The sequence below is a fragment of the Mycobacterium sp. NGS11 genome (genome assembly GCF_059813315.1).
Genome location: NZ_JCALEJ010000002.1, coordinates 34486 through 57876, shown reverse-complemented (window position 1 = coordinate 57876; position 23391 = coordinate 34486). Strand labels below are relative to the sequence as shown.

The following is a 23391-nucleotide window of genomic DNA, read 5'->3' as shown; positions in this document are numbered from 1 at the left end:
CCTCGTCATGCCTGTCTGGCCGCTCGTGTGCGGCGCGCGTCGAGCACCACCTGGAAAACCAACACCAGCACGGCGACTCCCATCAGCAGCGTGGACAGCGCATAGGCGCCGTACTCCGCGCCGCGGTTGTAGCGGTCGGAGACGAGCAGCGTCAGTGTCTGCGACTTCCCGGGCAGGTTCGAGGACACCATGAGCACTGCGCCGTATTCCCCGAGCGTACGTGCGATAGTCAACACGATGCCGTAGGTCAGGCCCCACCGGATGGACGGCAAGGTGATCCGCCAGAAGGTCTGCCACCACCCCGAACCCAGGGTGGCCGCCGCCTCCTCCTGGTCGGTTCCCAGCTCGTGCAGCACCGGCTCGACTTCGCGAACCACGAAAGGAAGCGTGACGAAGATGCTGGCGAGCACGATTCCGGGCAGGCCGAAGATGATCTTGAACCCGAGGTCTTGCTCCACGAACCCCAGCGCACCGGCCGACCCCCACAACACGATCAACGCGACGCCCACGATGACGGGCGAGACGGCGAACGGCAGGTCGATGACGGCCTGCAGCACGCCCTTACCACGAAACCTGTTGCGCGCGAGCACCAATGCCGTGGGAATGCCGAAGACGACGTTGAGGGGCACCACGATGGCGACCACGAGCAGCGTCAGATTCAGCGCCGATATCGCGGCGGGGGTGCTCACCCAGGCGTAAAACTGGCCGAGCCCGGGCGCAAACGTGCGCCACAGGATCAACGCCACCGGGACGACCAGCAGGACGAAGATGTATCCGAGGGCGATGAACCGCAACCAATAGCGCACTCCCGCAGACGATGTCATGCGGACAGCTCCTCTCGCTTGGCCGCGTGCCCGCCCACGATCCGCAGGATGAGCAGCACGACAAACGAAATGGCCAACAGCACAATCGATATCGCGGCGGCGCCGGTGCGGTCGTCGTTCTCGATCAGGGTGCGTATCCACTGCGACGACACTTCGGTCTTGCCCGGCACCGCACCCCCGATGAGAACCACGGATCCGAATTCGCCGATGGCCCGGGAGAATGCCAGGCCCGCACCGGACAACAACGCGGGCAGCAGCGACGGCAGCACCACGGAGGTGAAGATCTTCGGGCCGCTGGCACCGAGCGACGCCGCGGCCTCCTCGGTTTCGCGATCCAATTCCAAGAGCACCGGCTGGACGGCGCGCACCACGAACGGCAGGGTGACGAAGGCCAGCGCCACCGTCACACCCCATGACGTGTGCTGCAGGTGCAGGCCGACCGGGCTGTTGTTGCCGTACAACGCCAGCATCACCAGGCTGGCGACGATCGTGGGCAGCGCGAACGGCAGATCGATGATCGCGTCGACCAGCCGCTTGCCCGGAAAGTCGTCACGCACCAGCACCCAGGCGATGACCAGGCCGAAGACCAGGTTGAGCACGGTCACCCCGGCCGAGATCGTCAGGGTCACCCGGAACGACTCGACCGCGGCGTTCGAGGAGACCGCGAGCCAGAAGGCGTGCCAGCCGCCACCGGCGGATTGCCAGGCGATGGCCGCCAGCGGCAGCAGCACGATCACCGACAGCCACACCGTGGCCGCTCCGACCCGAAGGGCGGTGGTCCCGCGGCCGCGCCCGGGAAGCGGTCCCGGTGGTGCGTCACCGCTGAGCTCGGGCCGGATCGCCAGCGGGTCCGGCGTGATGGCCGTCATCCGGTCGCCTTCGTGTAGATCTTGGTGATGCTGCCGCTGTTCTTGTCGAACAGCTGCGGATCCGCCGTGGTCCAGCCGCCCAGGTCGGCGATGGTCCACAGTTTCGCCGGTACCGGGTACTGGTTTCGGAAATCGGCGGCGACGGCCGGATCGACCGGACGGAAACCGGCCTGCGCCCAGACCTTTTGGGCCGCGGCGGTGTATTGGAAGTTCTTGAAGGCGACGGCGGCGTCCAGGTGCGGGCTGGTGTTGACCACGGCCACCGGGTTGTCGATCTTGAAGGTCTGCGCCAGATTGATGTGTTCGACCGGCTTTCCCGCCCGCTCCGTGGCGATGGCCTCGTTCTCGTAGCTGATCAATACATCACCGCTGCCCTGGACGAAAACATCGGTGGCTTCGCGCCCAGATCCGGGGCGCAGTTTGACGTGTTCGGTCACCAGCTTCTTGATGAAATCCACGCCGGCATCACTATGGGCGCCCCCTTCGCTCTTGACGGCGTACGGCGCGAGCAGATTCCACTTGGCCGATCCGGAACTCAGTGGGCTCGGGGTGATGACCTCGACGCCCGGCCGCAACAGGTCATCCCAATCCTTGATGTTCTTCGGATTGCCCTTTCGCACCACCAGTGTGACAACCGAGCCGAACGGAATTCCCTTGGTGGCGTCGACATTCCAGTCCTTGGAAACCTTGCCGGCCTTCACAAGACGAGCGATGTCGGGTTCGACGGAGAAGTTCACGACGTCGGCCGGCTTGCCGTCGACGACGCCGCGGGACTGGTCGCCGGATGCCCCATAGGAAGTGACGACTTGCACGCCCTTTCCCTCATCGGAGGCATTGAACGCCGGAATTATCTTGCTCCACCCCGGTTCTGGGACCGAGTAGGCCACCAGGGTGATGCTGGTGCGCGCGTTGGCCAGCCCGCCGCCACCGACGGCATCACTGGCACCGCCGTGGCATCCGGCGATGAGGCCGGCAAGCAGGGCAAGGGCGAGGACGGGCCGCCACTGTGTTGCGGTCCTGATGTCCATTGAGGGCCTTCCGATGCGGAACGTAGGGGATTTCGGTCCCGTTTCTGCGGATAGGCACCTAGAACTTCAGGAGAATTCGATAACTCCAGACCAGACCGCGTACGGGTTTGGGAGTCAGCGACAACAGTGCACGAAGGGATAGCAGCCCGGAATGCCGAATGCCACGCGCATGGCGGGAAGCCTAACAGGAATTGACGTTGCCGCCACCGCGACGGGGGGCGACCGGGCCACGGCCCCTAGTGGTGCACCAGGTGGGTGACCAACCACGTGACGAGCACCAGCGCCACCAGGATGCCAAGGATCAGCGTCACGTGTGATCGAGGCATGCGCGTTACTCGGGCGCCCCGTCGGCGTGGCGGGCGCGGCGCATCAGTTCGATACCCTTGCCGAGTAGGCCATCCAACGCGGCCGCCACCGCGTAGGCCACCACCAGCACGATCGGCATGACCACCATGGCCTGCACTACGAAAGGAAGCCCCGAAAGCCAAAGCTCGTTGCCGTCCCACCAATTGAGGAACGCGTTCACGGGGCCCACCTTATTCGGCCCGGCTGCCGAAGACCAATGCGCGAAAGGTCGGCGCACGACTGCCCCGGCGCGCGCCACGCCACCTCGCCGAAAGGTTGGACGCGCGATCACTGAGCAGCGATGATGTCCAGATGGTTCTGCATGCCCAACCCGAAGACCAGCCGACCGACACCGCGCCCGAGGACGCGTTTCCCGCGGCCGCGTCGGCGGCGTCTTCGTCGATCGACTTGCGCACGGCCGGGCCGCTCGCTCCCAGTGCGGCCCTGCGGAATCCGTTTCCGCCGATCGCCGACTACGCATTCCTGTCGGACTGGGAAACCACCTGCCTGATCTCGCCGGCCGGGTCGGTGGAATGGCTGTGCGTGCCGCGGCCGGACTCCCCCAGCGTGTTCGGCGCGATCTTGGACCGCAGCGCCGGCCACTTCCGGCTGGGGCCGTACGGCGTCTCGGTGCCCTCGGCCCGCCGCTACCTTCCCGGCAGCCTCATCATGGAGACCACCTGGCAGACCCACACCGGGTGGCTGATCGTGCGTGACGCGCTGGTCATGGGGCCCTGGCACGACCTGGAGCGGCGGTCGCGGACCCATCGCCGCACGCCGATGGACTGGGATGCCGAGCACATCCTGCTGCGCACCGTGCGTTGCGTCAGCGGCACCGTCGAATTGATGATGAGCTGCGAGCCGGCGTTCGACTACCACCGCGTCGGCGCCGCCTGGGAGTACTCGGCCAACGCGTATGGCGAGGCCGTCGCGCGCGCCACCAAGGATCCCGACGCCCACCCGACGATGCGGCTCACGAGCAATCTGCGTATTGGGCTCGAAGGCCGGGAGGCCCGCGCGCGCACCCGGATGAAAGAGGGCGACGACGTGTTCGTCGCGCTGAGCTGGACCAAGCACCCGGCGCCGCAGACCTACCAAGAGGCCGCCGAGAAAATGTGGCAGACCACCGAGTGTTGGCGGCAGTGGATCAACATCGGTAACTTCCCCGACCACCCGTGGCGCGCGTACCTGCAGCGCAGCGCGCTGACGCTGAAGGGCCTGACCTATTCGCCCACCGGTGCGCTGCTGGCGGCCAGCACCACGTCGCTGCCGGAAACGCCGCAGGGCGAACGCAATTGGGATTACCGCTACGCGTGGGTGCGCGACTCGACATTCGCGTTGTGGGGTCTGTACACGCTGGGGCTCGACCGCGAGGCCGACGACTTCTTCGCGTTCATCGCCGACGTCTCCGGCGCGAACCACAACGAGCGGCACCCGCTGCAGGTCATGTACGGCGTGGGTGGCGAACGCAGCCTGGTCGAAGAAGAGCTGCATCACCTATCGGGCTACGACCACGCCCGACCGGTGCGAATCGGCAACGGCGCCTACGACCAGATCCAGCACGATATCTGGGGCTCCATCCTGGATTCCTTCTACCTGCACGCCAAGTCGCGCGAGCAGGTCCCGGAGACGTTGTGGCCGGTGCTGAAGAAGCAGGTGGAGGAGGCGATCAAGCACTGGCGCGAGCCGGACCGCGGCATCTGGGAGGTGCGCGGGGAACCGCAGCACTTCACGTCGTCGAAGGTGATGTGCTGGGTGGCGCTCGACCGCGGAGCCAAGCTGGCCGAGCGGCAGGGCGAGAAGAGCTATGCCCAGCAGTGGCGGGCGATCGCCGAGGAGATCAAGAACGACATCCTGCAACACGGCGTGGACTCGCGCGGGGTCTTCACCCAGCGCTACGGCAGTGACGCGCTGGACGCCTCGCTGCTGTTGGTGGTGCTGACGCGGTTCCTGCCACCGGATGACCCGCGGGTGCGCAACACCGTCTTGGCGATCGCCGACGAGCTCACCCAGGAAGGCCTGGTGCTGCGCTACCGGGTCGAGGAGACCGACGATGGGCTGTCCGGCGAAGAGGGCACCTTCACGATCTGCTCGTTCTGGCTGGTGTCGGCGCTGGTCGAGATCGGTGAGGTGCGGCGCGCCAAACGCCTGTGTGAGCGGCTGCTGTCCTACGCCAGCCCGCTGCACCTCTACGCCGAGGAGATCGAGCCGCGCACCGGCCGGCAGCTGGGCAACTTCCCGCAGGCGTTCACCCACCTGGCGCTGATCAACGCAGTGGTGCACGTCATTCGCGCCGAGGAGGAAGCCGACGGCTCCGGGATGTTCCAGCCGGCGAACGCTCCGATGTGACGTGGCGATCGCAAGCGCGGCGTGAGCCGGGCGAAGCGGGTCGCCACCATCAGACCCCGCAGCGCGTCAGCCGCGGCTGCTGAGCTTGTCCATGAGCGCGTGGGTGAGGTCGACGGCCGTCGAGTTGATATCGGCGTTCCCCGCGTCTGCCGGGGTATAGATCGGAATGAAGTCGACGGTGACCTCGACCAGGTAAGGCCCCTTGACGCCGAGGGCCCGCGCGGTGGGGATTGCGTTCAAACCCCCGTGTGGGCCGGACCCCATCGAAACGGTAGCCGCGACAACGGAATCCCGGACGCGTACGTCGGAGATGGCGTCCGAACCCCATATGTCGATGGGCTCGACGGTCAGCGTGGTGCCGTCGCACTTCTGCCACTGCGCGGTGAATTTGGCGAACAACGCGCTGGCGTCCTCGGTCGTGCGCAACGCCACGATGCCTTCCTGGATGCTGTCGACCTTCACGGAATCACCCTTGTGCACCCACATTTCGGCGGCAGTGTCTTGGATCGGCGCTGAACCATAGGTGCCCCGCTGCATCAGGTGAACGACTCCGATGCAGTCGGCGGGCTGGCCGTTGTCCCAGTTGCTTCCCAACTTGTCCGTGCCCCCGAACTCCGAGTAGTGCGGGTAGGGCTGAAACGGCTGACCGAGCAGCCTTGCCAGCGCGGTGCCGTCGAACAAGGCCCGCTTGATGGCCGGCACCCGCCCCGCGTCCGGCGCCAGAGTGGCTGTGCCAGAAGTGGTTTTGGTGCACCCGCTCGCCAGCAGCACCGCAACCAAAGCGGCCAGCGGGCGCCCGCTGCTTGTCACTTCGTTCCTTGCCTCCCCGGCGCGACGTCAGCCCAGCGCGCTGACTTTGTCCATCAGGGCGTGCGCCACGTCGATCGCGCTGGAGTTGATGTCCGCCGATCCCGGGTCAGAGGACCGGCGTCCGCCGAAGAACACCACCTGCACCTCGACGAGGCAGTTCGACCGGATGCCGATGGCGCGTGCCTGCGGGGTCGGTCGCAGGGGCGGCATGTTGGGCAGTATGGATGTCGCGGTTTTGGTTGCCGCGACGGTGGATTCGGTGGCGCGGACATCGCTGATGACGTTCGTGGTGCTGATCGGACCGGACTGTTCCGACGTCGTCATGCCGTTGCACTGCTGCCACTGCCCCGAGAACTGAGCGAACAGCGCCCGGGCCTGCGTGGCCGACGGAAGCGTGACCACGCCCTCCTCGACCACGATCACCTGCGCCGGTTGGCCGTTGTTCCACCACGACTCCGACGCAACATCTTTCACGTCGGCCGACCGGTACACGCCCTGCTGCAACATCGCCGTCACCCCCAGGCAGCCGGCCTGCGTTGTCGATCGCTTGACCTGATAAAGCTTTTCGGGCCCGCCGAATGAGGCCGGATCACGCGCCACGAAGGTCTGATCGAGCATCCGCGACAGCGTCGCGCCGTCGAGGAGCACCTGCTTGACCGTCGCGCCGCTGAGCGGTGCCGGCTTCAGGTTCGCCGCCGGCTTCGCCGTGCCGGCCACGACGTCACCGCAGCCCGTCGCCACTGCGGCGACGGCCATCAGCACCGTCGCCATTCCCCGCATTCGCATGGTTATTTCTTGCCCTTGTCCCCCGCGGCGTCGGCGGAAAGCGCCGCGACGAACGCCTCCTGTGGCACATCGACGCGCCCGATGGTCTTCATCCGCTTCTTGCCTTCCTTCTGCTTTTCCAGAAGCTTGCGTTTACGGGTGATGTCGCCGCCGTAGCACTTGGACAACACGTCCTTGCGGATCGCGCGGATGTTCTCGCGCGCAATGATTTTCGATCCGATGGCGGCCTGGACGGGCACCTCGAACTGCTGGCGCGGGATGAGCTCTTTGAGCTTGGTGGTCATCTTGTTGCCGTAGGCCGATGCCCCGTCCTTATGAACGATCGCGCTGAACGCGTCGACCGCCTCGCCCTGCAACAGGATGTCGACCTTGACCAGTTGAGCCTCTTGCTCGCCGGCCTCCTCGTAGTCGAGGCTGGCGTAGCCCCGGGTGCGCGACTTCAGCGAGTCGAAGAAGTCGAAGATGATCTCGCCCAACGGCATGGTGTAGCGCAACTCGACCCGTTCGGGTGACAGGTAATCCATGCCGCCCAGCTCGCCGCGACGCGACTGGCACAGTTCCATGATGGTGCCGATGAATTCGCTGGGGGCGATGATCGTGGTCTTGACCACCGGCTCGTATACCTCGCGGATCTTGCCCTCCGGCCAGTCCGACGGGTTGGTCACCCAGATCTCGGTGCTGTCCTCCTTGATCACGCGATAGACCACGTTGGGCGACGTCGAGATCAGGTCCAGATTGAACTCGCGCTCCAGGCGCTCACGGGTGATCTCCATGTGCAGCAGACCCAAGAAGCCGCAACGGAATCCAAAGCCCAGCGCCACCGATGTCTCCGGCTCGTAGGTCAGGGCGGCGTCGTTGAGTTGCAGGCGGTCCAGGGCGTCGCGCAGAACCGGGTAGTCCGAACCGTCCACCGGATACAGGCCTGAGTAGACCATCGGCTTGGGTTCGCGGTATCCGGTCAGCGCTTCGGCGGCACCGTGGCGTGCCGTCGTCACGGTGTCACCCACCTTGGATTGGCGGACGTCTTTGACGCCGGTGATGAGGTAACCCACTTCCCCCACGCCCAGGCCGTCGCTGGCCTTCGGCTCCGGCGAGACGATGCCGACCTCGAGCAGTTCGTGGGTGGCGCCGGTGGACATCATCGCGATGCGCTCGCGCGGGGTGATCTTGCCGTCGACCACCCGGACGTAGGTCACCACACCGCGGTAGATGTCGTAGACGGAGTCGAAGATCATGGCGCGCAGCGGCGCGTCGGCCTCACCCTGCGGGGGTGGCACCTCGCGCACCACGTGATCGAGCAGGTCGGCGACGCCGTCTCCGGTCTTGCCGGAGACCCGCAGCACGTCGCCCGGCTCGCAACCGATGATGTGGGCGATCTCGGCGGCGTAGCGATCCGGGTCGGCCGCCGGCAGGTCGATCTTGTTCAGCACCGGAATGATGTGCAGGTCGCGGTCCAGCGCCAAGTAGAGGTTGGCGAGGGTCTGCGCCTCGATGCCCTGTGCGGCGTCGACCAGCAGCACCGCGCCCTCGCATGCCTCCAGCGCGCGCGACACCTCGTAGGTGAAGTCGACGTGGCCGGGGGTGTCGATCAGGTGCAGCACGTAATCTTTTCCGGCGTCGGGGCCGCCGGTGACTTTCCACGGCAGGCGCACGTTCTGGGCCTTGATGGTGATCCCCCGCTCGCGCTCGATGTCCATCCGGTCCAGATACTGGGCGCGCATCGACCGCTCGTCGACGACGCCGGTGAGCTGGAGCATCCGGTCGGCGAGCGTGGACTTGCCGTGGTCGATGTGGGCGATGATGCAGAAGTTCCGAATCTGCGCCGGCGCTGTGAAGGTCTTGTCGGCGAAACTGCTGATGGGAATCTCCTGGTGCGTGCAAGCTTGACGGGGTGCTTTGCCGCCGTTTCTAAGGCGGTTCGCGGGTATGTCCAGCGTATCCAGACCGGGCCGCGCTGACCTACTTGGACACAATCGCACCCCGCCCCTCGCGTCTATGCTGCGAATATGGCGTCCCCCCGGAAATCCCAGTGGAAGACGTTTCAGCGGTTCGCCGAGAATCTGGTGTTCAACAACGCCCCTCGCCTGGCCCGGCAGGTGCAGAATTCCCAAACCGTGCTGCGTGAGCTGCAGCAGGCGGTGCGGATCACCGCGAACGTGATCGCCGCGGTGTCGCCGGCACCCGCCGATACGCCCGTCACCGGCCGGCCGGTGACCAACGCCAGCCTGCCGACCGCGCAGCGGGCCCGCAAGCTGGTGTACGCGCCGAGCCTGGACGGCCGGGCCGATCCGGGCGAGATCGTCTGGACGTGGGTGGTCTACGAGGACGACCCCACCCGGGGCAAGGACCGCCCCGTCCTGGTGGTGGGACGGGACCGCAGCGTCTTGCTGGGGTTGATGGTGTCCAGCCAGGAGCGTCACGCCGCGGATCACGACTGGGTTGGAATCGGTTCTGGCCCTTGGGATTACGAGGGCAGACGAAGTTGGGTCCGGCTGGACCGGGTGCTCGACGTGCCCGAAGAGGGCATTCGGCGTGAAGGAGCCATCCTGGATCGCGAGATCTTCGATGTGGTCGCCGCGCGGCTGCGTGCCGAGTACTCCTGGCGCTAGTGCGCCGCCGAGCGTGCACTCAGGGCGTTAGTGCGCCGCCGAGCGTGCATTCAGGGCGAGAAAACGCCGAGATTTTCGCCGTGAGTGCACGTTCGGCGAGTGACGCCGGCGAGCGGAGCCGCGCGAGTGGGGCCGGCCGAGTGGCGCCGCGCGAGTGGCGCCGGAGAAGCGCTCGTTCAGCCCTGGGTGATGTAGGACTGCAGCTGCCGCTGCTCTGCCTCGAGTTCTTCCAGCCGGGTCTTCACCACGTCACCGATGCTGACGATGCCGATCAGCTTCTTGCCGTCCAGGACCGGCACGTGCCGCACCCGGTTCTTGGTCATCAACACGCTGATGGCGTCGACCTCGTCGGTCTTGCTGCAGGTCGCCAGCATCGAGGTCATGATCTTGGATACCGGGCGAGACAGCACGCTGGCGCCGTGCGTATGCAGCTGGCGCACCACGTCGCGTTCCGACACGATGCCCACCACACCCTCGTCGCCGACCACCACCATGGCGCCGATGTTCTGGTCGCTCAGCCCCGCAAGCAGCTCGCGAACCGTCGCGTCCGGGTTGATGGTCACCACCGCCGCGCCCTTGTTCCGCAAGACGTCCGCTATCCGCATGGGGCCTCCAGCCGGGTTGTGATCCGCTTCACATCAGGCTACGGCTTCCTCGCGCGGCGGGAAAGCCGCCAAGAGAACCTGCAAACAGATCGTGTCCAAATCGGTGAAAGCGCCGCTGATCGGGCGATTGGACCCCTGCGGGCACGCCGGGGCTTGCAAGATAGGGCCATGATCGAGGTCACGCTGCTGGGTACCGGAAGTCCGATCCCCGATCCGAACCGCGCCGGACCCTCAACCCTGGTGCGCGCCGGAGGGCAGGCGTTCCTGGTCGATTGCGGGCGCGGCGTGCTGCAGCGCGCCGCCGCAGTAGGGGTCGGCGCGGCCGGATTGTCGGCGTTGCTACTCACCCACCTGCACAGCGACCACATCGGAGACCTCGGCGACGTGCTCATCACCCGGTGGATCAGCACTTTCACGCCCAATCCCCCGCCGCTGCCCATCATCGGACCCCCCGGCACCGCCGAGGCGGTCGCGGCGACGTTGAACGCGTTCCGCCACGACATCGGCTACCGGATCGCCCACCACCAGGACATCAGCGAGCCGCCGGCGGTGGACGTCCACGAATACACCGAGGGCCCCGTCTGGGATCGCGACGGGGTAACCATTCGCACGGCCCCCACCGACCACCGGCCGGTGTCCCCGACCATCGGCTTTCGGGTCGAATATCAGGGCGCCTCGGTGGTGCTCGCCGGTGACACCGTCCCGTGCGCCGGCCTGGACGAGCTGGCGGCAGGTGCCGACGCGCTGGTGCACACCGTTATCCGCAAGGACATCGTCGCCACCATCCCCCAGCAGCGGCTGCAGGACATCTGTGACTACCACTCGTCGGTGGAGGAAGCGGCGGCGACCGCGGCCCGGGCCGGGGTGGCCACCCTGGTGATGACGCATTACGTCCCCGCACCGGTGCCCGGCCAGGAAGAACAATGGCGTGCGCTGGCGGCCACGAATTTCGGTGGACGCATCGAACTCGGTGACGATTTGCACCGGGTCCAGATCGACGCACACACGTGACGGCCGCCGCTTTATCGGTCTGCCGAACCTCGTTGCGCCGCAGGGGATAACGCAAAGCTTGCCACCATCATCCAGGTCAGCGCCAGCACCCGCGCGACCGGCAAAATGACGCCTAGCGCCGGCCAGATCAGCACCACCGCCGCCGCCTCGGCGAGAACGGCCGTCGCCAAACCGATCCCGGCGAGCGGTTTGGGCAGCACTGCCCTCCCGGAGGCCGCGATCGCGCCGACCAGCAGGCCCAACGCCACGATGTGCGCCGGACCGCCTGTGAGAAACACCAGCAAGTAAAGCGCCCTCACCAATGCCTGGTTCGCCCCCACTTCCGGTATCGACAACGTCCAGCCCAGCAGCCCGGCCAGGCCGAGCGCACCGGCGGCCAGGACGCCACCGGTCAGCGCGACCGACGCGGATCCGGCCCTCGCCCCGAGTTGCCGCAACCGGGCACCGGCGATCGCACCGTAGAGCGCCAGCGGCACCGAGGACACAAACGTCCCGACGGCGATGATCCGTACGGCCGCCGGCTGAGCCCGGACGTAGTTCGTGACGGCGGCCGGCGGGCCGTATGGCAACGGCATGACGCCGCCTACGGCGACCCCGATGGCGATGCCGCCGACGAGCAGCGCGATGCAGCCCAGGGACAGCGGCGCAAGGGGCCACCCGCTACGACTTGGGTTCCCGTCGCGCCGAGCCGCGACCCCGGCCGAATCGTTCATTCCCGCAACGCTATCCCCGTGCCTGAGTATCACCCCGGCTAGGCGAGCCGAGTTACCTCCACGATCACGTCGAGGTCGGTGGCGCCCTCCCCGGAGTAGATGCCCTTCAACGGGGAGACGTCGGCGTAGTCGCGGCCCGCGCCCACGCCCACGTACTGCTCGGTGATCTCGGTGGCGTTGGTGGGGTCATAGCTCCACCACGCGCCCGTCCACGCCTCGATCCAGGCGTGGCTTCGCCCGTCTACGGTGTCCCCGACCACGGCATCGCGTTTGGGATGCAGATAGCCCGATACGTAATGCGCAGGAATTCCCATGCTGCGCAACAACATCAGCGACAGGTGCACGAAGTCCTGGCAGACACCCTTGCCCGCCTTCAGCGCGTCCAGCCCGGACGAGTGCACGCTGGTGGTCCCCGGAAGGTATTCCAATTCGTTGCGTACCCAATCGGCTGCCGCCACAACGGCTTCGGCCGGCTTGTGGGTTTTGCTGATCTTCTTGCCAACCGACGCGACGCGCTTGCTGGCCGGGGCATGCTCGGTGGGGCGAAGCAGGTCGTCGTAGCGATCGATCACCGTCTCCGATTGCAGGTCGCTCCAGTCCACATCCGTCGAGAGTGGCTCGGCCCGCTCGGTTTCGACGACCGAGGACGACATCACCGTGAGATCGGTGTGCGGCGCGTGCAGGTCGAAAGCGGTGACCGCGGTGCCCCAGTAGTCGATGTAGCGGTAGGACCGCGTCGCGGGGATGGTTTCGACGCGGTTGAGGATCACGTTCTGCCGGGTGTTCGACCGCGGGGTCAGGCGAGCCTCGTTGTAAGAGGCGGTCACCGGCGACTGGTAGGCGTATCCGGTGGTGTGCACCACCCGCAGCCGCCACATCAGCCGTCCCCCTTCCTGCTGACCAGCCGGGCGCGCTGCCCCGCATCCGACCACGCCACCCAGGGCGTGACGTGAAAGTACTGCAGCGCCAACGCCTCGCCGACGTCACGGCAGGTCCGCTGCAGCCCGGCCAGCCGGCTTTCCAACGATTCCAGTAGCACGCCGGGCTGGACGAACTCCAACTCGCTGCGGGCCTGGCCGAGCAGCCGCTGCGCCTCGGCGGTGGCCCCGATCCGGCTCTGCCGGTTGTGGACCAGTTCGTCGAGATTGTGTTCGGCGAGCCGCAGCGAGTAGAACACCGAACGCGGAAACAGCCGGTCCAGCAACATGAATTCGACCACCCGGCCCGCGTCCAGCACACCGCGGTAGGTGCGCAGGTAGGTGTCGTGGGCGCCGGCCGAACGCAACAGCGTGACCCACGCCGGGGACGAGGCGCTGTCACCGACACGCGACAGCAGCAGCCGCACCGTCATGTCGACCCGTTCGATCGCCCGGCCCAGCACCATGAACCGGTAGCCGTCGTCGCGGGACAGCGTCGAGTCCGCCAGGCCGGCGAACATCGCAGCACGACGCTCGATGAACGACAAGAAGTCATGCGGCCCAAGGCGTTTGGCGGCCCGTTCCCGCTCTGGCAGGGCGTGATAGGTGGTGTTGAGACACTCCCAGATCTCGCTGGAGGTCACCTCGCGCGCCGATTTCGCGTTTTCTCGTGCCGAGGTGATGGCGTCGACGATCGAGCAGCCACCCTGGGCGTTGGTGCTGTAGGCCACCAGGTCGGTCAAGGACCACACGTCCAGGTGGTGATCCGGTGGGTCGATGCCGAGCACCCGCAGCAGCAGGCGCGATGCCTGGTCCGGGTCGACGCTGGAATCCTCGAGCAACTGGTGCAGCGCCACGTCCAGGATGCGGGCGGTGTCGTCGGCGCGCTCGACGTAACGGCCGATCCAGTACAGCGCCTCGGCGTTACGTGCCAGCATCGTGCACCGCCCTTTGTTGTTGCTGCTGCTCGAGCTGCTCGCGCTGGGGCAGTTCGGTGGGTTGCGCCTGCTGAGATGTCAGCCGTTGCGCTTCTTCCAACGGGTCGGGCATCGAGGCGGGCAGCGAACGCACCACCTCCGCCGCCTCGAGTTCGTGGTCGCCGGCCGCCGCCCGCGACGCCAACACCCACGTGTCCTTGGAGCCTCCGCCCTGGCTGGAGTTGACCACCCGCGACCCCTCGACCAGGGCCACCCTGCTCAGCCCGCCGGGCAGCACCCACACGTCGTTGCCGTCGTTGACCGCGAACGGTCGCAGATCGACGTAGCGGGGGGCCAGGGTGTTGCCGATCTGCGTCGGGACCGTCGACAGCTCCATCATCGGCTGCGCGATCCAGCTCCGGGGATCGTCGCGCACCTTCTTGGCGGCGGCGGCCAGCTCCTTCTCCGAGGCCTCCGGACCGAACACGATGCCATAGCCTCCGGATCCCTCCACCGGCTTGAGAACCAGCTCGTCGATGCGGTCCAGCACCTCTTCACGCTCGTCGTCGAGCCAGCAGCGCAACGTCTCGACGTTGGCCAGCAGGGGTTTTTCGCCCAGGTAGTACTCGATCATCGTGGGGACGTAGGTGTAGACGAGTTTGTCGTCCCCGACGCCGTTGCCGATCGCGCTGGAGATGGAGACGTTGCCGGCGCGGGCCGCGTTGACCAGGCCGGCCACGCCCAGCACCGAGTCGGCGCGGAACTGCAGCGGGTCCAGGAAGGCGTCGTCGATGCGCCGATAGATGACGTCGACCTGACGTTCGCCCTCGGTGGTGCGCATGTACACCTGGTTGTCGCGGCAGAACAGGTCGCGCCCTTCGACCAGCTCGACGCCCATCTGGCGGGCCAGCAGCGAATGCTCGAAATAGGCCGAGTTGTAGACGCCCGGGGTCAGCACCACCACGGTCGGATCCGCCTCGTTGGTGGCCGCGGAGTTGCGCAAAGCGCGCAGCAGGTGCGAGGCGTAGTCGTCGACCGCACGCACCCGGTGGGTGGCGAACAGGTTGGGAAAGACGCGCGCCATGGTGCGCCGGTTCTCCATCACGTAGGACACACCGGACGGCGAGCGCAGGTTGTCCTCGAGAACCCGCCAGACGCCCTTGTCATCGCGGATCAGGTCGATGCCGGCGACGTGGATGCGCACCCCGTTGGGTGGGACGATGCCCATCGCCTGGCGGTGGAAATGTTCACAAGAGGTGATCAGCCGGCGCGGGATGACACTGTCGTTCAGTATTTCCTGGTCGCCGTAGATGTCATCGAGGTACATCTCGAGCGCCTTGACCCGCTGGGTGATGCCGCGTTCCAGGCGCATCCAGTCGGCCGCCGAGATCACCCGCGGCACCAGGTCCAGCGGAAACGGCCGCTCCTGGCCCGATAGCGAGAAGGTGATCCCCTGGTCGAGGAAGGCGCGGGAGAGCGCCTCGGCGCGAGCCCTCAGCTCCGAGGCGTCCGACGGCGCGAGCTCGGCGTAGATACCCCGGTACGGGCCGCGGACGGCGCCCTGAGCATCGAACATCTCGTCGAACGCCATCTCGTAGGCGTCCGAAGACCCGTTGTACCCGCCGAAAATGCGTTCAGAACGGGCAGCGCGAAAACCCCGCTTGGTGTCGTCAAGCTGGTTCGTAAGACTCACTGTTCAGATGCTGCCTCAAGTCGACGTTCTGGCAGCCCACGTGTTCCCGTTTTGGGAGAAAACGTAACTCACTGATAACCTGGGCAATCGCTGTGGTGATATCCGGCGCCCCACAAAACGTCTAATCGAAGAAGGAACTCCAGCGTGGCCAACATCAAGTCGCAGCAGAAGCGCAACAAGACGAACGAGCGCGCTCGCCTGCGCAACAAGTCGGTGAAGTCGTCGCTGCGTACCGCTGTCCGCGCCTTCCGCGAGGCCGCCCACGCCGGCGACAAGGAGAAGGCCGCCGAGTTGCTGGTGTCGACCAACCGCAAGCTGGACAAGGCCGCCAGCAAGGGCGTCATCCACAAGAACCAGGCGGCGAACAAGAAGTCGGCGCTGGCGCAGGCCCTCAACAAAATCTGAGGCCTTACCGGCCAGCGACGCCCACCCTCTAGCGACCGCGCTGGGCGGCCAGCTCGGCAACCTGCCTTACCGCGGATTCCAGGGCGTAGTCGGCGTCCACCACCGCTCCCTTGACGTTCGCGTTGAGCGCCGCCACCACCTTCATCGCCGAGGCCACCGAGTCATTCGACCAACGCCGCGCCTGTTTCTGGGCCTTCTGCACCCGCCAAGGCGGCATCCCGAGCTGTGACGCGAGCCGGTAGGGATCACCTGACAGGGGGCCGACCCGGCCGATCGTGTGGATCGCCTCAGCAAGCGCATCGGCCAGCACCACCAGTGGCTCCCCCCGCATCATCGCCCACCGCAGCGCCTCGGCGGCTCCTTCGATGTCGCCGGTCACCGCCTTGTCCGCGATGTCGAAGCCCTTCACCTCGGCCCTGCCGCTGTGATAGCGGCGCACCGCAGCGGCGTCGACCAGCCCGCCGGTGTCGGCCACCAACTGGGAGCAGGCAGAAGCCAGCTCCCGCAGATCAGAACCGACCGAATCCAGCATCGCGGTCACCGTGTCCTCGTCGGCCTTGACCCGCAAACCGCGAAATTCCTTGCGGACGAAGTCGATCCGTTCGCTGAGTTTGGTGATCCGCGCGCACGCATGCACCTCGGCGCCCAGGGATTGCAGCTCGGTGGCCAGCGCCTTGGCTCGCCCGCCACCCGAGTGCACCACGACCAGCACCACGCCCGTCGGCATGTCACTCGCGGCCGAAACGATCACCGCCGCAGCGTCTTTGCCGGCTTCGCCGGCGGCCTCGAGCACGACGATGCGTTCGTCGGCGAACAATGACGGACTCAGCAGCTCGGCGAGCTCATACGTGCTGACATCGCCGGCGCGCATTCGGTTGACCGGAACGTCGTCGGTGCCGGCCCGTTTGCGCGCCGACCGCAAAACGTTAGCCACCGCCCGCTCGACCAGCAGTTCCTCGTCTCCCAGGACCAGGTGCAACGGCGAAACCTCGCTCACCCCACGATGGTGTCACGCCCCACCGACTGCGCCGCCCGGGGATCCAACGGCTCAGCAATCCGTGCTACCACAGCCCGGACAGCGCCCAGGCCAGCCCGGTCAGCGCCGCCACTGCCCCCACGACGCGGAAAGGCCGCCACCGCCACAACACCACCGCCAGCACCGTGACCCCGCCGACGATCATCGTGCCGGGCACACCCTGCGGCACCGGCAAGGTCGCGCCCGGCATGTTGGCAGCGCAGCGGGCGACTTGGTCCACCCACCACAACTCGGGACCGGTGAACCGGATCAGCAGCCGCGCGGCGCCCGGCCATATCCCGCACACCGCGGCCGCGGCGGTGCCTAACACCGTGATCGGCGCGATGACGGCGGCCACCACGAGGTTCGCGAGCGCGGCAACCACACTGAATCGGCCCGAGATCGCCGCCACCAGAGGCGCGGTCACCACCTGCGCGGCCCAGGCGACGGCCAGCGCATCGGCCAGCGGCTTGGGCCATCCCTTGCCGACCAGGCGCCGCGACCAGACCGGCGCGATGACGACCAGCGCGGCGGTGGCGACCACGGACAGCGCGAACCCCACGTCAACGGCCAGCGCGGGGGCAACGGCGAGCAGCACCAGCACCGTGGCGGCCAGGGCCGGAATGGCCTGGCGCCGGCGTGAAGACAACATGCCCGCCAGCGCGATGGCACTCATCACCGCCGCCCGCAACACACTCGCCGTGGGCTGCACGACGATGACGAAGGCCACCAGGGCCAGCGCGGCAAGCGCGACAGCCGCCCGCGGGCCGATCAACCGCGCCGAGAACAGCACCGCGCCACACACGATCATCACGTTCGCGCCCGACACGGCCATCAGGTGCGTCATGCCGGCCGCGCGAAAATCGCGGTTGATGTCGCCCGGCACCGCCGAGGTGTCGCCTAGCACCAGCGCGGGCAGCATCGCTGCCTGCTCGCCGGGCAGCGCGTCGCGGGCGGCGACGGCGAATCGGTCGCGCACCCCGTGCGCGGCCCGCTGCACGGCGCTTGCGGCGCCCATGGTCGGCCGCCCCGATGCGTTGAGCACCGCGACCGTCAAGTCGCGACGGGTCGGCCGGGTGATGCGCGCGGTGAACTGCACCGGCTGGCCTACCACCACGGCGGCGAAGTCCGAGGCGCGCGCGAAAACGACCACCCGGCCGGATGTTTCGGCGGTGCGCAAGCGCTGCAGGGTGGCGCGAAACATCAACCGGCTGCTGCCCAGCGACACCGTGCTCTCGGTGGGGGTGACCGTGACTTGGGCGCTGCTGCCGAAGGCCGCGGTGATCGGGTGGTGAACGACGGCGTCGGTGCGCAGCGCGATGGCGAAGCCGTACCCCGCCCCCACCACACCGACCGCCGCGAGGCCGGCGCTGATCGATCGCAGCCGCGCATTCCGGCCGGGCCGGTGCGCCGCACGCCACGCCAGCGCACCGGACGCGGCAATCCACCCGACGCAGCACCAGGCGAGCATCGGGCCGGCCTGCCACCAGACCCCGCCGGCGGTCACCACCCAACAGGTCAACGCGGCCGGCACCAGGCGCACATCGGCATGCTCGGAAGGCGATTCGCCCGGTCCGGGATGAACCACCGGGGTCAGACACGGACGAGGGCGCGCAGCTTCTCCAGCCGCGCCGGCCCGATGCCCTCGACTTCGGCGAGCTGGTCGACGCTGGTGAATTTGCCGTTGGATTGCCGCCACGCCACGATCGCGGCCGCGGTGACCGGTCCGACCCCGGGAAGATCGTCGAGTTGCTGAGCGGTCGCGGTGTTCAGGTCGACGGTCTGGCCGGGCTTCGGCTTGACCGACCCCGGCGCCGATGGCGGTGCCTTCGATGTGGGTGTCGTTCCGGTTGCCACCGAACTGCCCAGCGCCGTCGGCTGCCCGGGAACCGGGGCGAGACCCACCACGATCTGTTCGCCGTCACCGACCGGCCGGGCCATGTTCAATCCGATGGTGTCCGCGCCGTCCACGGCGCCGCCGGCGGCCGACAGCGCATCGGCGATGCGCGCGCCCGGTGCGAGGGTCACCAGACCCGGCGAGTGCACCAGGCCGACCACGCTGACCACCACCGGGCGGTCGGGACTCGGCGGCTGTGCGGCACCCGGGCCGGCCGATGACCTGGGGCCGGCCGTCGAGACCTTCTCCACCGGTGGCAGCTTGGCCGACATCACCGGCGCCGGGCGGTCGCGCAGCAATGTGAACACCGTGACCAGCACCGCCAGCGCCGCCACGATCGCCAACCCGATGGCGCCGGCCCGTCCGGGGTCGGCACGCACCCTGGCCACCCAGCCGCGGTCCTGCGACGCGTCGGGGAGCCACCGCGGCAACAGCGAATTCTGGTCGTCATCGCGAGCCTCCTCCGTCGAGGCCGAGGGCGCGTCGCCGGGCTCGACGGGCGCTTCGGTCTCCGGTTCAGCGTTGAGCCGTCGCTGTAGGCGCTCCGCCGGAAGTTCTGTTCGCATGGGCCGACGGTAGGTCCGCGCACCGCCCCGACGGCATCGCTCAGCGGCGCCACCGGGCCGATCTGTGGATTAACCCGAGGCTGTGCACAGAGTCCGCGAGGGATGGGTCAAGATGGAAGTCGAGCGAACGACCGGCATCGCCAGAAAGCAGCTCTGGGCGCTGCGTGGTCACACCTCACCCGAAACGACAGGAGGCTGCCGATGCAACTGGCGCTCACACCCGAGGAAGCCGCGTTCCGCGACGAGCTTCGCAACATCTACACCACCAAGATTCCCGAGGAGCTGCGCGAGCGGGTGCGCCAGGGGTCGGCGGCAGTGATCCACGAGGACATCGTCACCAGCCACAAGATCCTGCACGAGCACGGCTTGGCGGTACCGAACTGGCCAGTCGAGTGGGGCGGCAAGGACTGGACGCCGACCCAGCACCAGATCTGGGCCGACGAGATGCAGCTGGCGTGCGTGCCCGAGCCGCTGAACTTCAACACCAAAATGGTGGGCCCGGTGATCGCCGAATTCGGTTCGGAGGAGGTCAAACAACGCTTCCTGCCCCCGACGGCCAGCCTCGACATCTGGTGGTGCCAGGGCTTTTCGGAGCCCGAGGCCGGCTCGGACCTGGCGTCCCTGCGTACCACCGCGGTCCGCGACGGCGACAACTACGTCGTCAACGGCCAGAAGACCTGGACCACGCTCGGCCAATACGCGGACTGGATCTTCTGCCTGGTCCGCACCGATCCGCAGGCGCCCAAGCGGCAGGCCGGCATTTCGTTCCTGCTGTTCGACATGGATACGCCGGGCATCACCCTGCGGCCCATCAAGACGATCGACGGCGGACAAGAGATCAACGAGGTCTTCTTCGAAGACGTCCGGGTGCCCGCCAATCAGCTTGTCGGAGAAGAGAACCAGGGCTGGACGTACGCCAAGTTCCTGCTGGGCAACGAGCGCACCGGCATCGCCGGCGTGGGGCGGACCAAGGTGCGCCTCGCCGAGGTGAAGAAGCACGCCACGGCTACCGGGGTGCTCAACGACCCGCTGTTCGCGGCGCGGCTGGCCGAGGCCGAAAACGAGCTGCTGGCACTGGAACTCACGCAGTCGCGAGTGGTCACGGACTCCGCGGACGGGCAGCCCAACCCCGCCTCGTCGGTGCTCAAGCTGCGCGGCAGCCAACTGCAGCAGGTCGCCACCGAACTGCTCGTCGAGGTGGCCGGGCCGGATGCGCTGCCGGCCGACGGCGAAGACATTTCGTCGCCGCCCTGGGCGCAACACAGTGCGCCGCACTACCTCAACTATCGCAAGACGTCGATCTACGGCGGTAGCAGCGAGGTGCAGCGCAACATCATCGCGTCGACGATTCTGGGATTGTGAGGCAGCCATGGACTTTCAGTTGAGCGACGAGCAAGCCCTGCTCCGCGACACCACCCGCGACCTGTTGTCGCGCACCTATGACCCGGAAAGCCGCAACAAGATCATCGGCTCCGATCTCGGCTGGAGCCGCGAGGTGTGGAATCAGCTCGCCGACACCGGCATTCTGGGTCTCGGCTTCGAGCCCGAGGAGTCCGGCCAGATCGAGATCATGGTGGTGCTTCACGAAATCGGGCGCCGACTGGCCCCCGAACCGGTGCTGCATGCCGCGCTGGGGCCCGGTGCGCTGATCGCCGAGCTGGGCAGCGCTGAGCAGAAGCAACTGCTCGAGGAGGTCGCTGGCGGACAGCGGCTGCTGGCGTTCGCCCACCTCGAGCCGGGCCAGCGCAAGCCGTCCGCCGAGGTGAGCACCAAGGCTGCGCAGCAAGGGGATTCGTGGACGCTGACCGGACGCAAGAACCCGGTGCTAGCCGGGGACTGCGCCGACACCTTGGTGGTCAGTGCCGGCTTGCCGAACGGCGGCACGGGGCTGTTCCTGGTCGATGCGGCATCGGTGACCAGGCACCCGTACCGGACGTTCGACGGACAGCGCGGCGCCCAGATCGACCTGGATTCCACCGCCGCCGAACCCCTCGGCGAAGCAGGCGACGTGTCGGGTGCCATCCGCGACGCAGTTGTGCGCATTCAGTCGGCGCTGTGCGCCGAAGCGCTTGGGGCAATGGAGGAATCGCTGCGCCTGACCACCGATTACCTCAAGACCCGCAAGCAATTCGGTGTCACGCTCAACAAGTTCCAGGCGCTCACACAGCGCGCCGCGGACATGTACGTGTCGCTGGAGATGGCGCGCAGCATGACCCTGTACGCGGCCATGTCGATCGCCGACGGCAAGCTCGACCCGTTGATCGCCTCGCGGGCCAAACTGCAGATCGGTCGCTCGGGCCGGCACATCGCGCAGGAGTCGGTCCAGATGCATGGCGGCATCGGGGTGACGGCGGAATACCCGGTCAGCCACTACGCCGCCCGGCTCACCGCGATCGAAAACACCCTGGGCACCTCGGGCGAGCACCTGCACAACCTGATTGATCATGTCGGCGACTACGACTTGGCCCGTCTTTAAGGCATGGCCGAACGCGCGGAATTAAGCCAGAGGGTCATCGAGTTCCTATCGGCCGGCACCCGCACCGGGATGCTGGGCTACGTCGCCGCCGACGGCCGGCCGCTGGTCGCGCCGGTGTGGTTCGTGGTCGACGTCGGGCAAGACGGCGCTGAACTGGCCTTCAACACCGGGCGCGACACGTCGAAAGGCCGTGCCCTGGCTCGGGATTCGCGAGTGGTGATCTGCGTTGACGACCCCCACCCGCCGTACTCGTTCGTCCAGGTTCAGGGCGTGGCCGCGGTCAGCGAGGACGTGCAGGACGTGCTGGACATCGCCACCCGCACGGGGCGCCGCTACATGGGTGCCGACCGCGCCGAAGAATTCGGCCGTCGCAACGCCGTTCCCGGTGAATTAGTGGTGCGGGTGCGCCCGACCAAGGTCAACGCGGGATTCGACATCAGCAACTAGTTCGCCCCACGGCAAAGGAGCCGCGATGAGCAGCAAGGCAAGCACGGACCGTCCGCTGCGGGTGATCCAGTGGACGACGGGAAACATCGGGCGCCGTTCCCTGCACGCCATCATCGGGCGGCCTGACTTGGAACTGGCCGGGGTGTATGCGCATGGCGCCGACAAGGTCGGCGTCGACGCCGCCGATCTGGCGGGCTGGCCGGAACCGACCGGGGTGCGGGCGACCAACGACATCGACGCGCTGCTGGCCCTGGGCGCCGACGCGTGTTGCTATAACCCGTTGTGGCCCAACATCGACGAGTTGGTGCGGCTGCTGGAATCGGGAGTCAACGTGTGCACCAGCGCCGCGTGGATCACCGGCGGCAAGCAGACGCCGCAGGACCGCAAACGCATCGAGGATGCCTGCCAGAAGGGCAATTCGACGATCTTCGGCAGCGGAGCGCACCCGGGCATGACGAATATGGTGGGCATGGTTTTGTCCGCCTCGTGCGAGCGCGTCGACGAGATCCGGATCACCGAGTCGGTCGACTGCTCGACCTACGAGTCGGCGGAAACCCAGACGGCGATGGGTTTTTCGCAAGATCCCGATACCCCTGGGCTGGCCGAAAACGTGCGGCGGGAAAGCGAGGTCTTCGCGGAATCGGCCGCGATGATGGCCGACGCGATCGGCGCGAAGCTGGACAAGATGACCTTCGACGTCACCTTCACCGCGGCCACCGGTGACTCCGATCTGGGCTTCATGAAGATCCCCGCCGGAACGGTCGGCAGCGTCTACGGATACCACCGCGGCTGGGTCGGCGACCGCAACGTCGTCAGCGTCGGATTCAACTGGACCATGGGCAGCCACGTCGTCCCGCCCAAGCCACTCGAGCACGGCCATGTCATTCAGGTCTTCGGGTTGCCCAACATGCGGACCGTGTTGCACTGCCTGCCGCCCAAGGATTGGACGGAGCCCGGGTTCATGGGACTGGGAATGATCTACACCGCCATGCCGGTCACCAATGCCGTCCCGGCGGTGGTGGCCGCCCCGGCCGGGATCGTGACGCTGGCGGATTTGCCTCCGGTCACCGGTCGGCTGGCCCCCTAGCGGCTATGCCGTTCGCCACAAC

The 23391-nt window shown here is 67.4% G+C and carries 22 protein-coding genes and 1 pseudogene; 8 read left to right on the top strand and 15 right to left on the bottom strand.

The features are described from left to right. Positions 1 to 5 precede the first annotated feature (5 nt). The 4 genes from cysW to AC5Y4T_RS03125 form a co-directional block, all read right to left on the bottom strand. Positions 6 to 824, bottom strand: coding sequence for a sulfate ABC transporter permease subunit CysW (gene cysW, locus AC5Y4T_RS03140; protein ID WP_499915456.1), 819 nt, complete (start codon positions 822 to 824; stop codon positions 6 to 8). After that, positions 821 to 1693: a sulfate ABC transporter permease subunit CysT gene (cysT, locus tag AC5Y4T_RS03135; protein ID WP_499915454.1), complete on the bottom strand. Its 873-nt coding sequence runs from the start codon at positions 1691 to 1693 to the stop codon at positions 821 to 823. Before cysT ends, cysW begins: the two co-directional genes overlap by 4 nt. Then, on the bottom strand, positions 1690 to 2721 hold the full coding sequence (locus AC5Y4T_RS03130; protein ID WP_499915452.1) for a sulfate ABC transporter substrate-binding protein: 1032 nt from the start codon (positions 2719 to 2721) through the stop codon (positions 1690 to 1692). The genes cysT and AC5Y4T_RS03130 overlap by 4 nt, the downstream gene beginning before the upstream one ends. Before the next feature lie 331 nt (positions 2722 to 3052). Beyond that, positions 3053 to 3256: a hypothetical protein gene (locus AC5Y4T_RS03125; RefSeq protein ID WP_499915450.1), complete on the bottom strand. Its 204-nt coding sequence runs from the start codon at positions 3254 to 3256 to the stop codon at positions 3053 to 3055. Positions 3257 to 3378: 122 nt separating this feature from the next. Between AC5Y4T_RS03125 and AC5Y4T_RS03120 the strand changes: the two genes are divergently transcribed. Further along, on the top strand, positions 3379 to 5415 hold the full coding sequence (locus AC5Y4T_RS03120) for a glycoside hydrolase family 15 protein (protein ID WP_499915448.1): 2037 nt from the start codon (positions 3379 to 3381) through the stop codon (positions 5413 to 5415). Between the two features lie 66 nt (positions 5416 to 5481). Here the strand turns inward: AC5Y4T_RS03120 and AC5Y4T_RS03115 are convergent, their stop codons facing one another. From AC5Y4T_RS03115 to lepA, 3 genes and pseudogenes are all read right to left on the bottom strand, one after another. After that, positions 5482 to 6225 (bottom strand): sensor domain-containing protein, encoded by a 744-nt coding sequence (locus AC5Y4T_RS03115; protein ID WP_499915446.1) that lies wholly within the window; start codon positions 6223 to 6225, stop codon positions 5482 to 5484. A 27-nt stretch (positions 6226 to 6252) separates the two neighbouring features. Beyond that, positions 6253 to 7011 carry a sensor domain-containing protein gene (locus tag AC5Y4T_RS03110; RefSeq protein ID WP_499915444.1) on the bottom strand — a complete coding sequence of 253 codons (759 nt, stop codon included), beginning with the start codon at positions 7009 to 7011 and terminating at the stop codon, positions 6253 to 6255. A 2-nt stretch (positions 7012 to 7013) separates the two neighbouring features. Next, positions 7014 to 9036 (bottom strand): annotated as a pseudogene (gene lepA / locus AC5Y4T_RS03105) (translation elongation factor 4). Between lepA and AC5Y4T_RS03100 the strand changes: the two are divergent. Continuing rightward, positions 9018 to 9620 (top strand): type II toxin-antitoxin system PemK/MazF family toxin, encoded by a 603-nt coding sequence (locus AC5Y4T_RS03100; protein WP_499915442.1) that lies wholly within the window; start codon positions 9018 to 9020, stop codon positions 9618 to 9620. The pseudogene lepA and the gene AC5Y4T_RS03100 overlap by 19 nt on opposite strands. 176 nt (positions 9621 to 9796) lie before the next feature. Here the strand turns inward: AC5Y4T_RS03100 and AC5Y4T_RS03095 are convergent, their stop codons facing one another. Then, positions 9797 to 10225 carry a CBS domain-containing protein gene (locus tag AC5Y4T_RS03095; RefSeq protein ID WP_499915440.1) on the bottom strand — a complete coding sequence of 143 codons (429 nt, stop codon included), beginning with the start codon at positions 10223 to 10225 and terminating at the stop codon, positions 9797 to 9799. A gap of 168 nt (positions 10226 to 10393) precedes the next feature. On the opposite strand from AC5Y4T_RS03095, the gene AC5Y4T_RS03090 reads away from it, so the two are divergent. Next, complete coding sequence (locus tag AC5Y4T_RS03090) at positions 10394 to 11236, top strand: ribonuclease Z (RefSeq protein WP_499915438.1); 843 nt, start codon at positions 10394 to 10396, stop codon at positions 11234 to 11236. Positions 11237 to 11247: 11 nt separating this feature from the next. Here AC5Y4T_RS03090 and AC5Y4T_RS03085 read toward each other — a convergent pair whose 3' ends face one another. From AC5Y4T_RS03085 to AC5Y4T_RS03070, 4 genes are read right to left on the bottom strand one after another with little or no spacing between them, the layout of a single operon-like run. Beyond that, positions 11248 to 11949: a hypothetical protein gene (locus AC5Y4T_RS03085; protein ID WP_499915436.1), complete on the bottom strand. Its 702-nt coding sequence runs from the start codon at positions 11947 to 11949 to the stop codon at positions 11248 to 11250. Between the two features lie 38 nt (positions 11950 to 11987). After that, positions 11988 to 12827 carry a transglutaminase family protein gene (locus tag AC5Y4T_RS03080; protein ID WP_499915434.1) on the bottom strand — a complete coding sequence of 280 codons (840 nt, stop codon included), beginning with the start codon at positions 12825 to 12827 and terminating at the stop codon, positions 11988 to 11990. Further along, positions 12827 to 13804 (bottom strand): alpha-E domain-containing protein, encoded by a 978-nt coding sequence (locus AC5Y4T_RS03075; RefSeq protein WP_499915432.1) that lies wholly within the window; start codon positions 13802 to 13804, stop codon positions 12827 to 12829. Before AC5Y4T_RS03075 ends, AC5Y4T_RS03080 begins: the two co-directional genes overlap by 1 nt. Continuing rightward, on the bottom strand, positions 13791 to 15476 hold the full coding sequence (locus tag AC5Y4T_RS03070) for a circularly permuted type 2 ATP-grasp protein (protein WP_499915430.1): 1686 nt from the start codon (positions 15474 to 15476) through the stop codon (positions 13791 to 13793). Before AC5Y4T_RS03070 ends, AC5Y4T_RS03075 begins: the two co-directional genes overlap by 14 nt. A 144-nt stretch (positions 15477 to 15620) precedes the next feature. On the opposite strand from AC5Y4T_RS03070, the gene rpsT reads away from it, so the two are divergent. Further along, the gene (gene rpsT, locus AC5Y4T_RS03065) at positions 15621 to 15881 is read left to right on the top strand and encodes a 30S ribosomal protein S20 (protein ID WP_007769864.1); all 261 of its coding nucleotides are present in this window, start codon (positions 15621 to 15623) and stop codon (positions 15879 to 15881) included. Between the two features lie 28 nt (positions 15882 to 15909). Here rpsT and holA read toward each other — a convergent pair whose 3' ends face one another. From holA to AC5Y4T_RS03050, 3 genes are all read right to left on the bottom strand, one after another. Further along, positions 15910 to 16878, bottom strand: coding sequence for a DNA polymerase III subunit delta (holA, locus tag AC5Y4T_RS03060; protein WP_499915427.1), 969 nt, complete (start codon positions 16876 to 16878; stop codon positions 15910 to 15912). Between the two features lie 64 nt (positions 16879 to 16942). Next, positions 16943 to 18439: a ComEC/Rec2 family competence protein gene (locus AC5Y4T_RS03055; RefSeq protein ID WP_499915425.1), complete on the bottom strand. Its 1497-nt coding sequence runs from the start codon at positions 18437 to 18439 to the stop codon at positions 16943 to 16945. 50 nt (positions 18440 to 18489) lie between these two features. Beyond that, on the bottom strand, positions 18490 to 19359 hold the full coding sequence (locus AC5Y4T_RS03050) for a ComEA family DNA-binding protein (RefSeq protein WP_499915423.1): 870 nt from the start codon (positions 19357 to 19359) through the stop codon (positions 18490 to 18492). 201 nt (positions 19360 to 19560) lie between these two features. Between AC5Y4T_RS03050 and AC5Y4T_RS03045 the strand changes: the two genes are divergently transcribed. From AC5Y4T_RS03045 to AC5Y4T_RS03030, 4 genes are read left to right on the top strand one after another with little or no spacing between them, the layout of a single operon-like run. Next, positions 19561 to 20721 carry an acyl-CoA dehydrogenase family protein gene (locus AC5Y4T_RS03045; RefSeq protein ID WP_499952053.1) on the top strand — a complete coding sequence of 387 codons (1161 nt, stop codon included), beginning with the start codon at positions 19561 to 19563 and terminating at the stop codon, positions 20719 to 20721. Between the two features lie 7 nt (positions 20722 to 20728). Then, positions 20729 to 21835: an acyl-CoA dehydrogenase family protein gene (locus AC5Y4T_RS03040; RefSeq protein ID WP_499952051.1), complete on the top strand. Its 1107-nt coding sequence runs from the start codon at positions 20729 to 20731 to the stop codon at positions 21833 to 21835. 3 nt (positions 21836 to 21838) lie between these two features. Continuing rightward, a complete protein-coding gene (locus AC5Y4T_RS03035) occupies positions 21839 to 22282 on the top strand; it encodes a PPOX class F420-dependent oxidoreductase (RefSeq protein WP_499952049.1) in 444 nt (147 codons plus the stop codon). Between the two features lie 25 nt (positions 22283 to 22307). Continuing rightward, positions 22308 to 23369, top strand: a complete 1062-nt coding sequence (locus tag AC5Y4T_RS03030) for an NAD(P)H-dependent amine dehydrogenase family protein (RefSeq protein ID WP_499915416.1) — start codon at positions 22308 to 22310, stop codon at positions 23367 to 23369. The last annotated feature ends 22 nt before the right edge of the window (positions 23370 to 23391 follow it).

Bases quoted from the DNA above. Each gene is read 5' to 3' on its own strand.
- cysW (WP_499915456.1), bottom strand. From the start codon at position 824: ATGACATCGTCTGCGGGAGTGCGCTATTGGTTGCGGTTCATCGCCCTC.
- cysT (WP_499915454.1), bottom strand. From the start codon at position 1,693: ATGACGGCCATCACGCCGGACCCGCTGGCGATCCGGCCCGAGCTCAGC.
- AC5Y4T_RS03130 (WP_499915452.1), bottom strand. From the start codon at position 2,721: ATGGACATCAGGACCGCAACACAGTGGCGGCCCGTCCTCGCCCTTGCC.
- AC5Y4T_RS03120 (WP_499915448.1), top strand. From the start codon at position 3,379: ATGGTTCTGCATGCCCAACCCGAAGACCAGCCGACCGACACCGCGCCC.
- AC5Y4T_RS03110 (WP_499915444.1), bottom strand. From the start codon at position 7,011: ATGCGAATGCGGGGAATGGCGACGGTGCTGATGGCCGTCGCCGCAGTG.
- AC5Y4T_RS03100 (WP_499915442.1), top strand. From the start codon at position 9,018: ATGGCGTCCCCCCGGAAATCCCAGTGGAAGACGTTTCAGCGGTTCGCC.
- AC5Y4T_RS03095 (WP_499915440.1), bottom strand. From the start codon at position 10,225: ATGCGGATAGCGGACGTCTTGCGGAACAAGGGCGCGGCGGTGGTGACC.
- AC5Y4T_RS03090 (WP_499915438.1), top strand. From the start codon at position 10,394: ATGATCGAGGTCACGCTGCTGGGTACCGGAAGTCCGATCCCCGATCCG.
- AC5Y4T_RS03085 (WP_499915436.1), bottom strand. From the start codon at position 11,949: ATGAACGATTCGGCCGGGGTCGCGGCTCGGCGCGACGGGAACCCAAGT.
- AC5Y4T_RS03080 (WP_499915434.1), bottom strand. From the start codon at position 12,827: ATGTGGCGGCTGCGGGTGGTGCACACCACCGGATACGCCTACCAGTCG.
- AC5Y4T_RS03075 (WP_499915432.1), bottom strand. From the start codon at position 13,804: ATGCTGGCACGTAACGCCGAGGCGCTGTACTGGATCGGCCGTTACGTC.
- AC5Y4T_RS03050 (WP_499915423.1), bottom strand. From the start codon at position 19,359: ATGCGAACAGAACTTCCGGCGGAGCGCCTACAGCGACGGCTCAACGCT.
- AC5Y4T_RS03045 (WP_499952053.1), top strand. From the start codon at position 19,561: ATGCAACTGGCGCTCACACCCGAGGAAGCCGCGTTCCGCGACGAGCTT.
- AC5Y4T_RS03040 (WP_499952051.1), top strand. From the start codon at position 20,729: ATGGACTTTCAGTTGAGCGACGAGCAAGCCCTGCTCCGCGACACCACC.
- AC5Y4T_RS03035 (WP_499952049.1), top strand. From the start codon at position 21,839: ATGGCCGAACGCGCGGAATTAAGCCAGAGGGTCATCGAGTTCCTATCG.
- AC5Y4T_RS03030 (WP_499915416.1), top strand. From the start codon at position 22,308: ATGAGCAGCAAGGCAAGCACGGACCGTCCGCTGCGGGTGATCCAGTGG.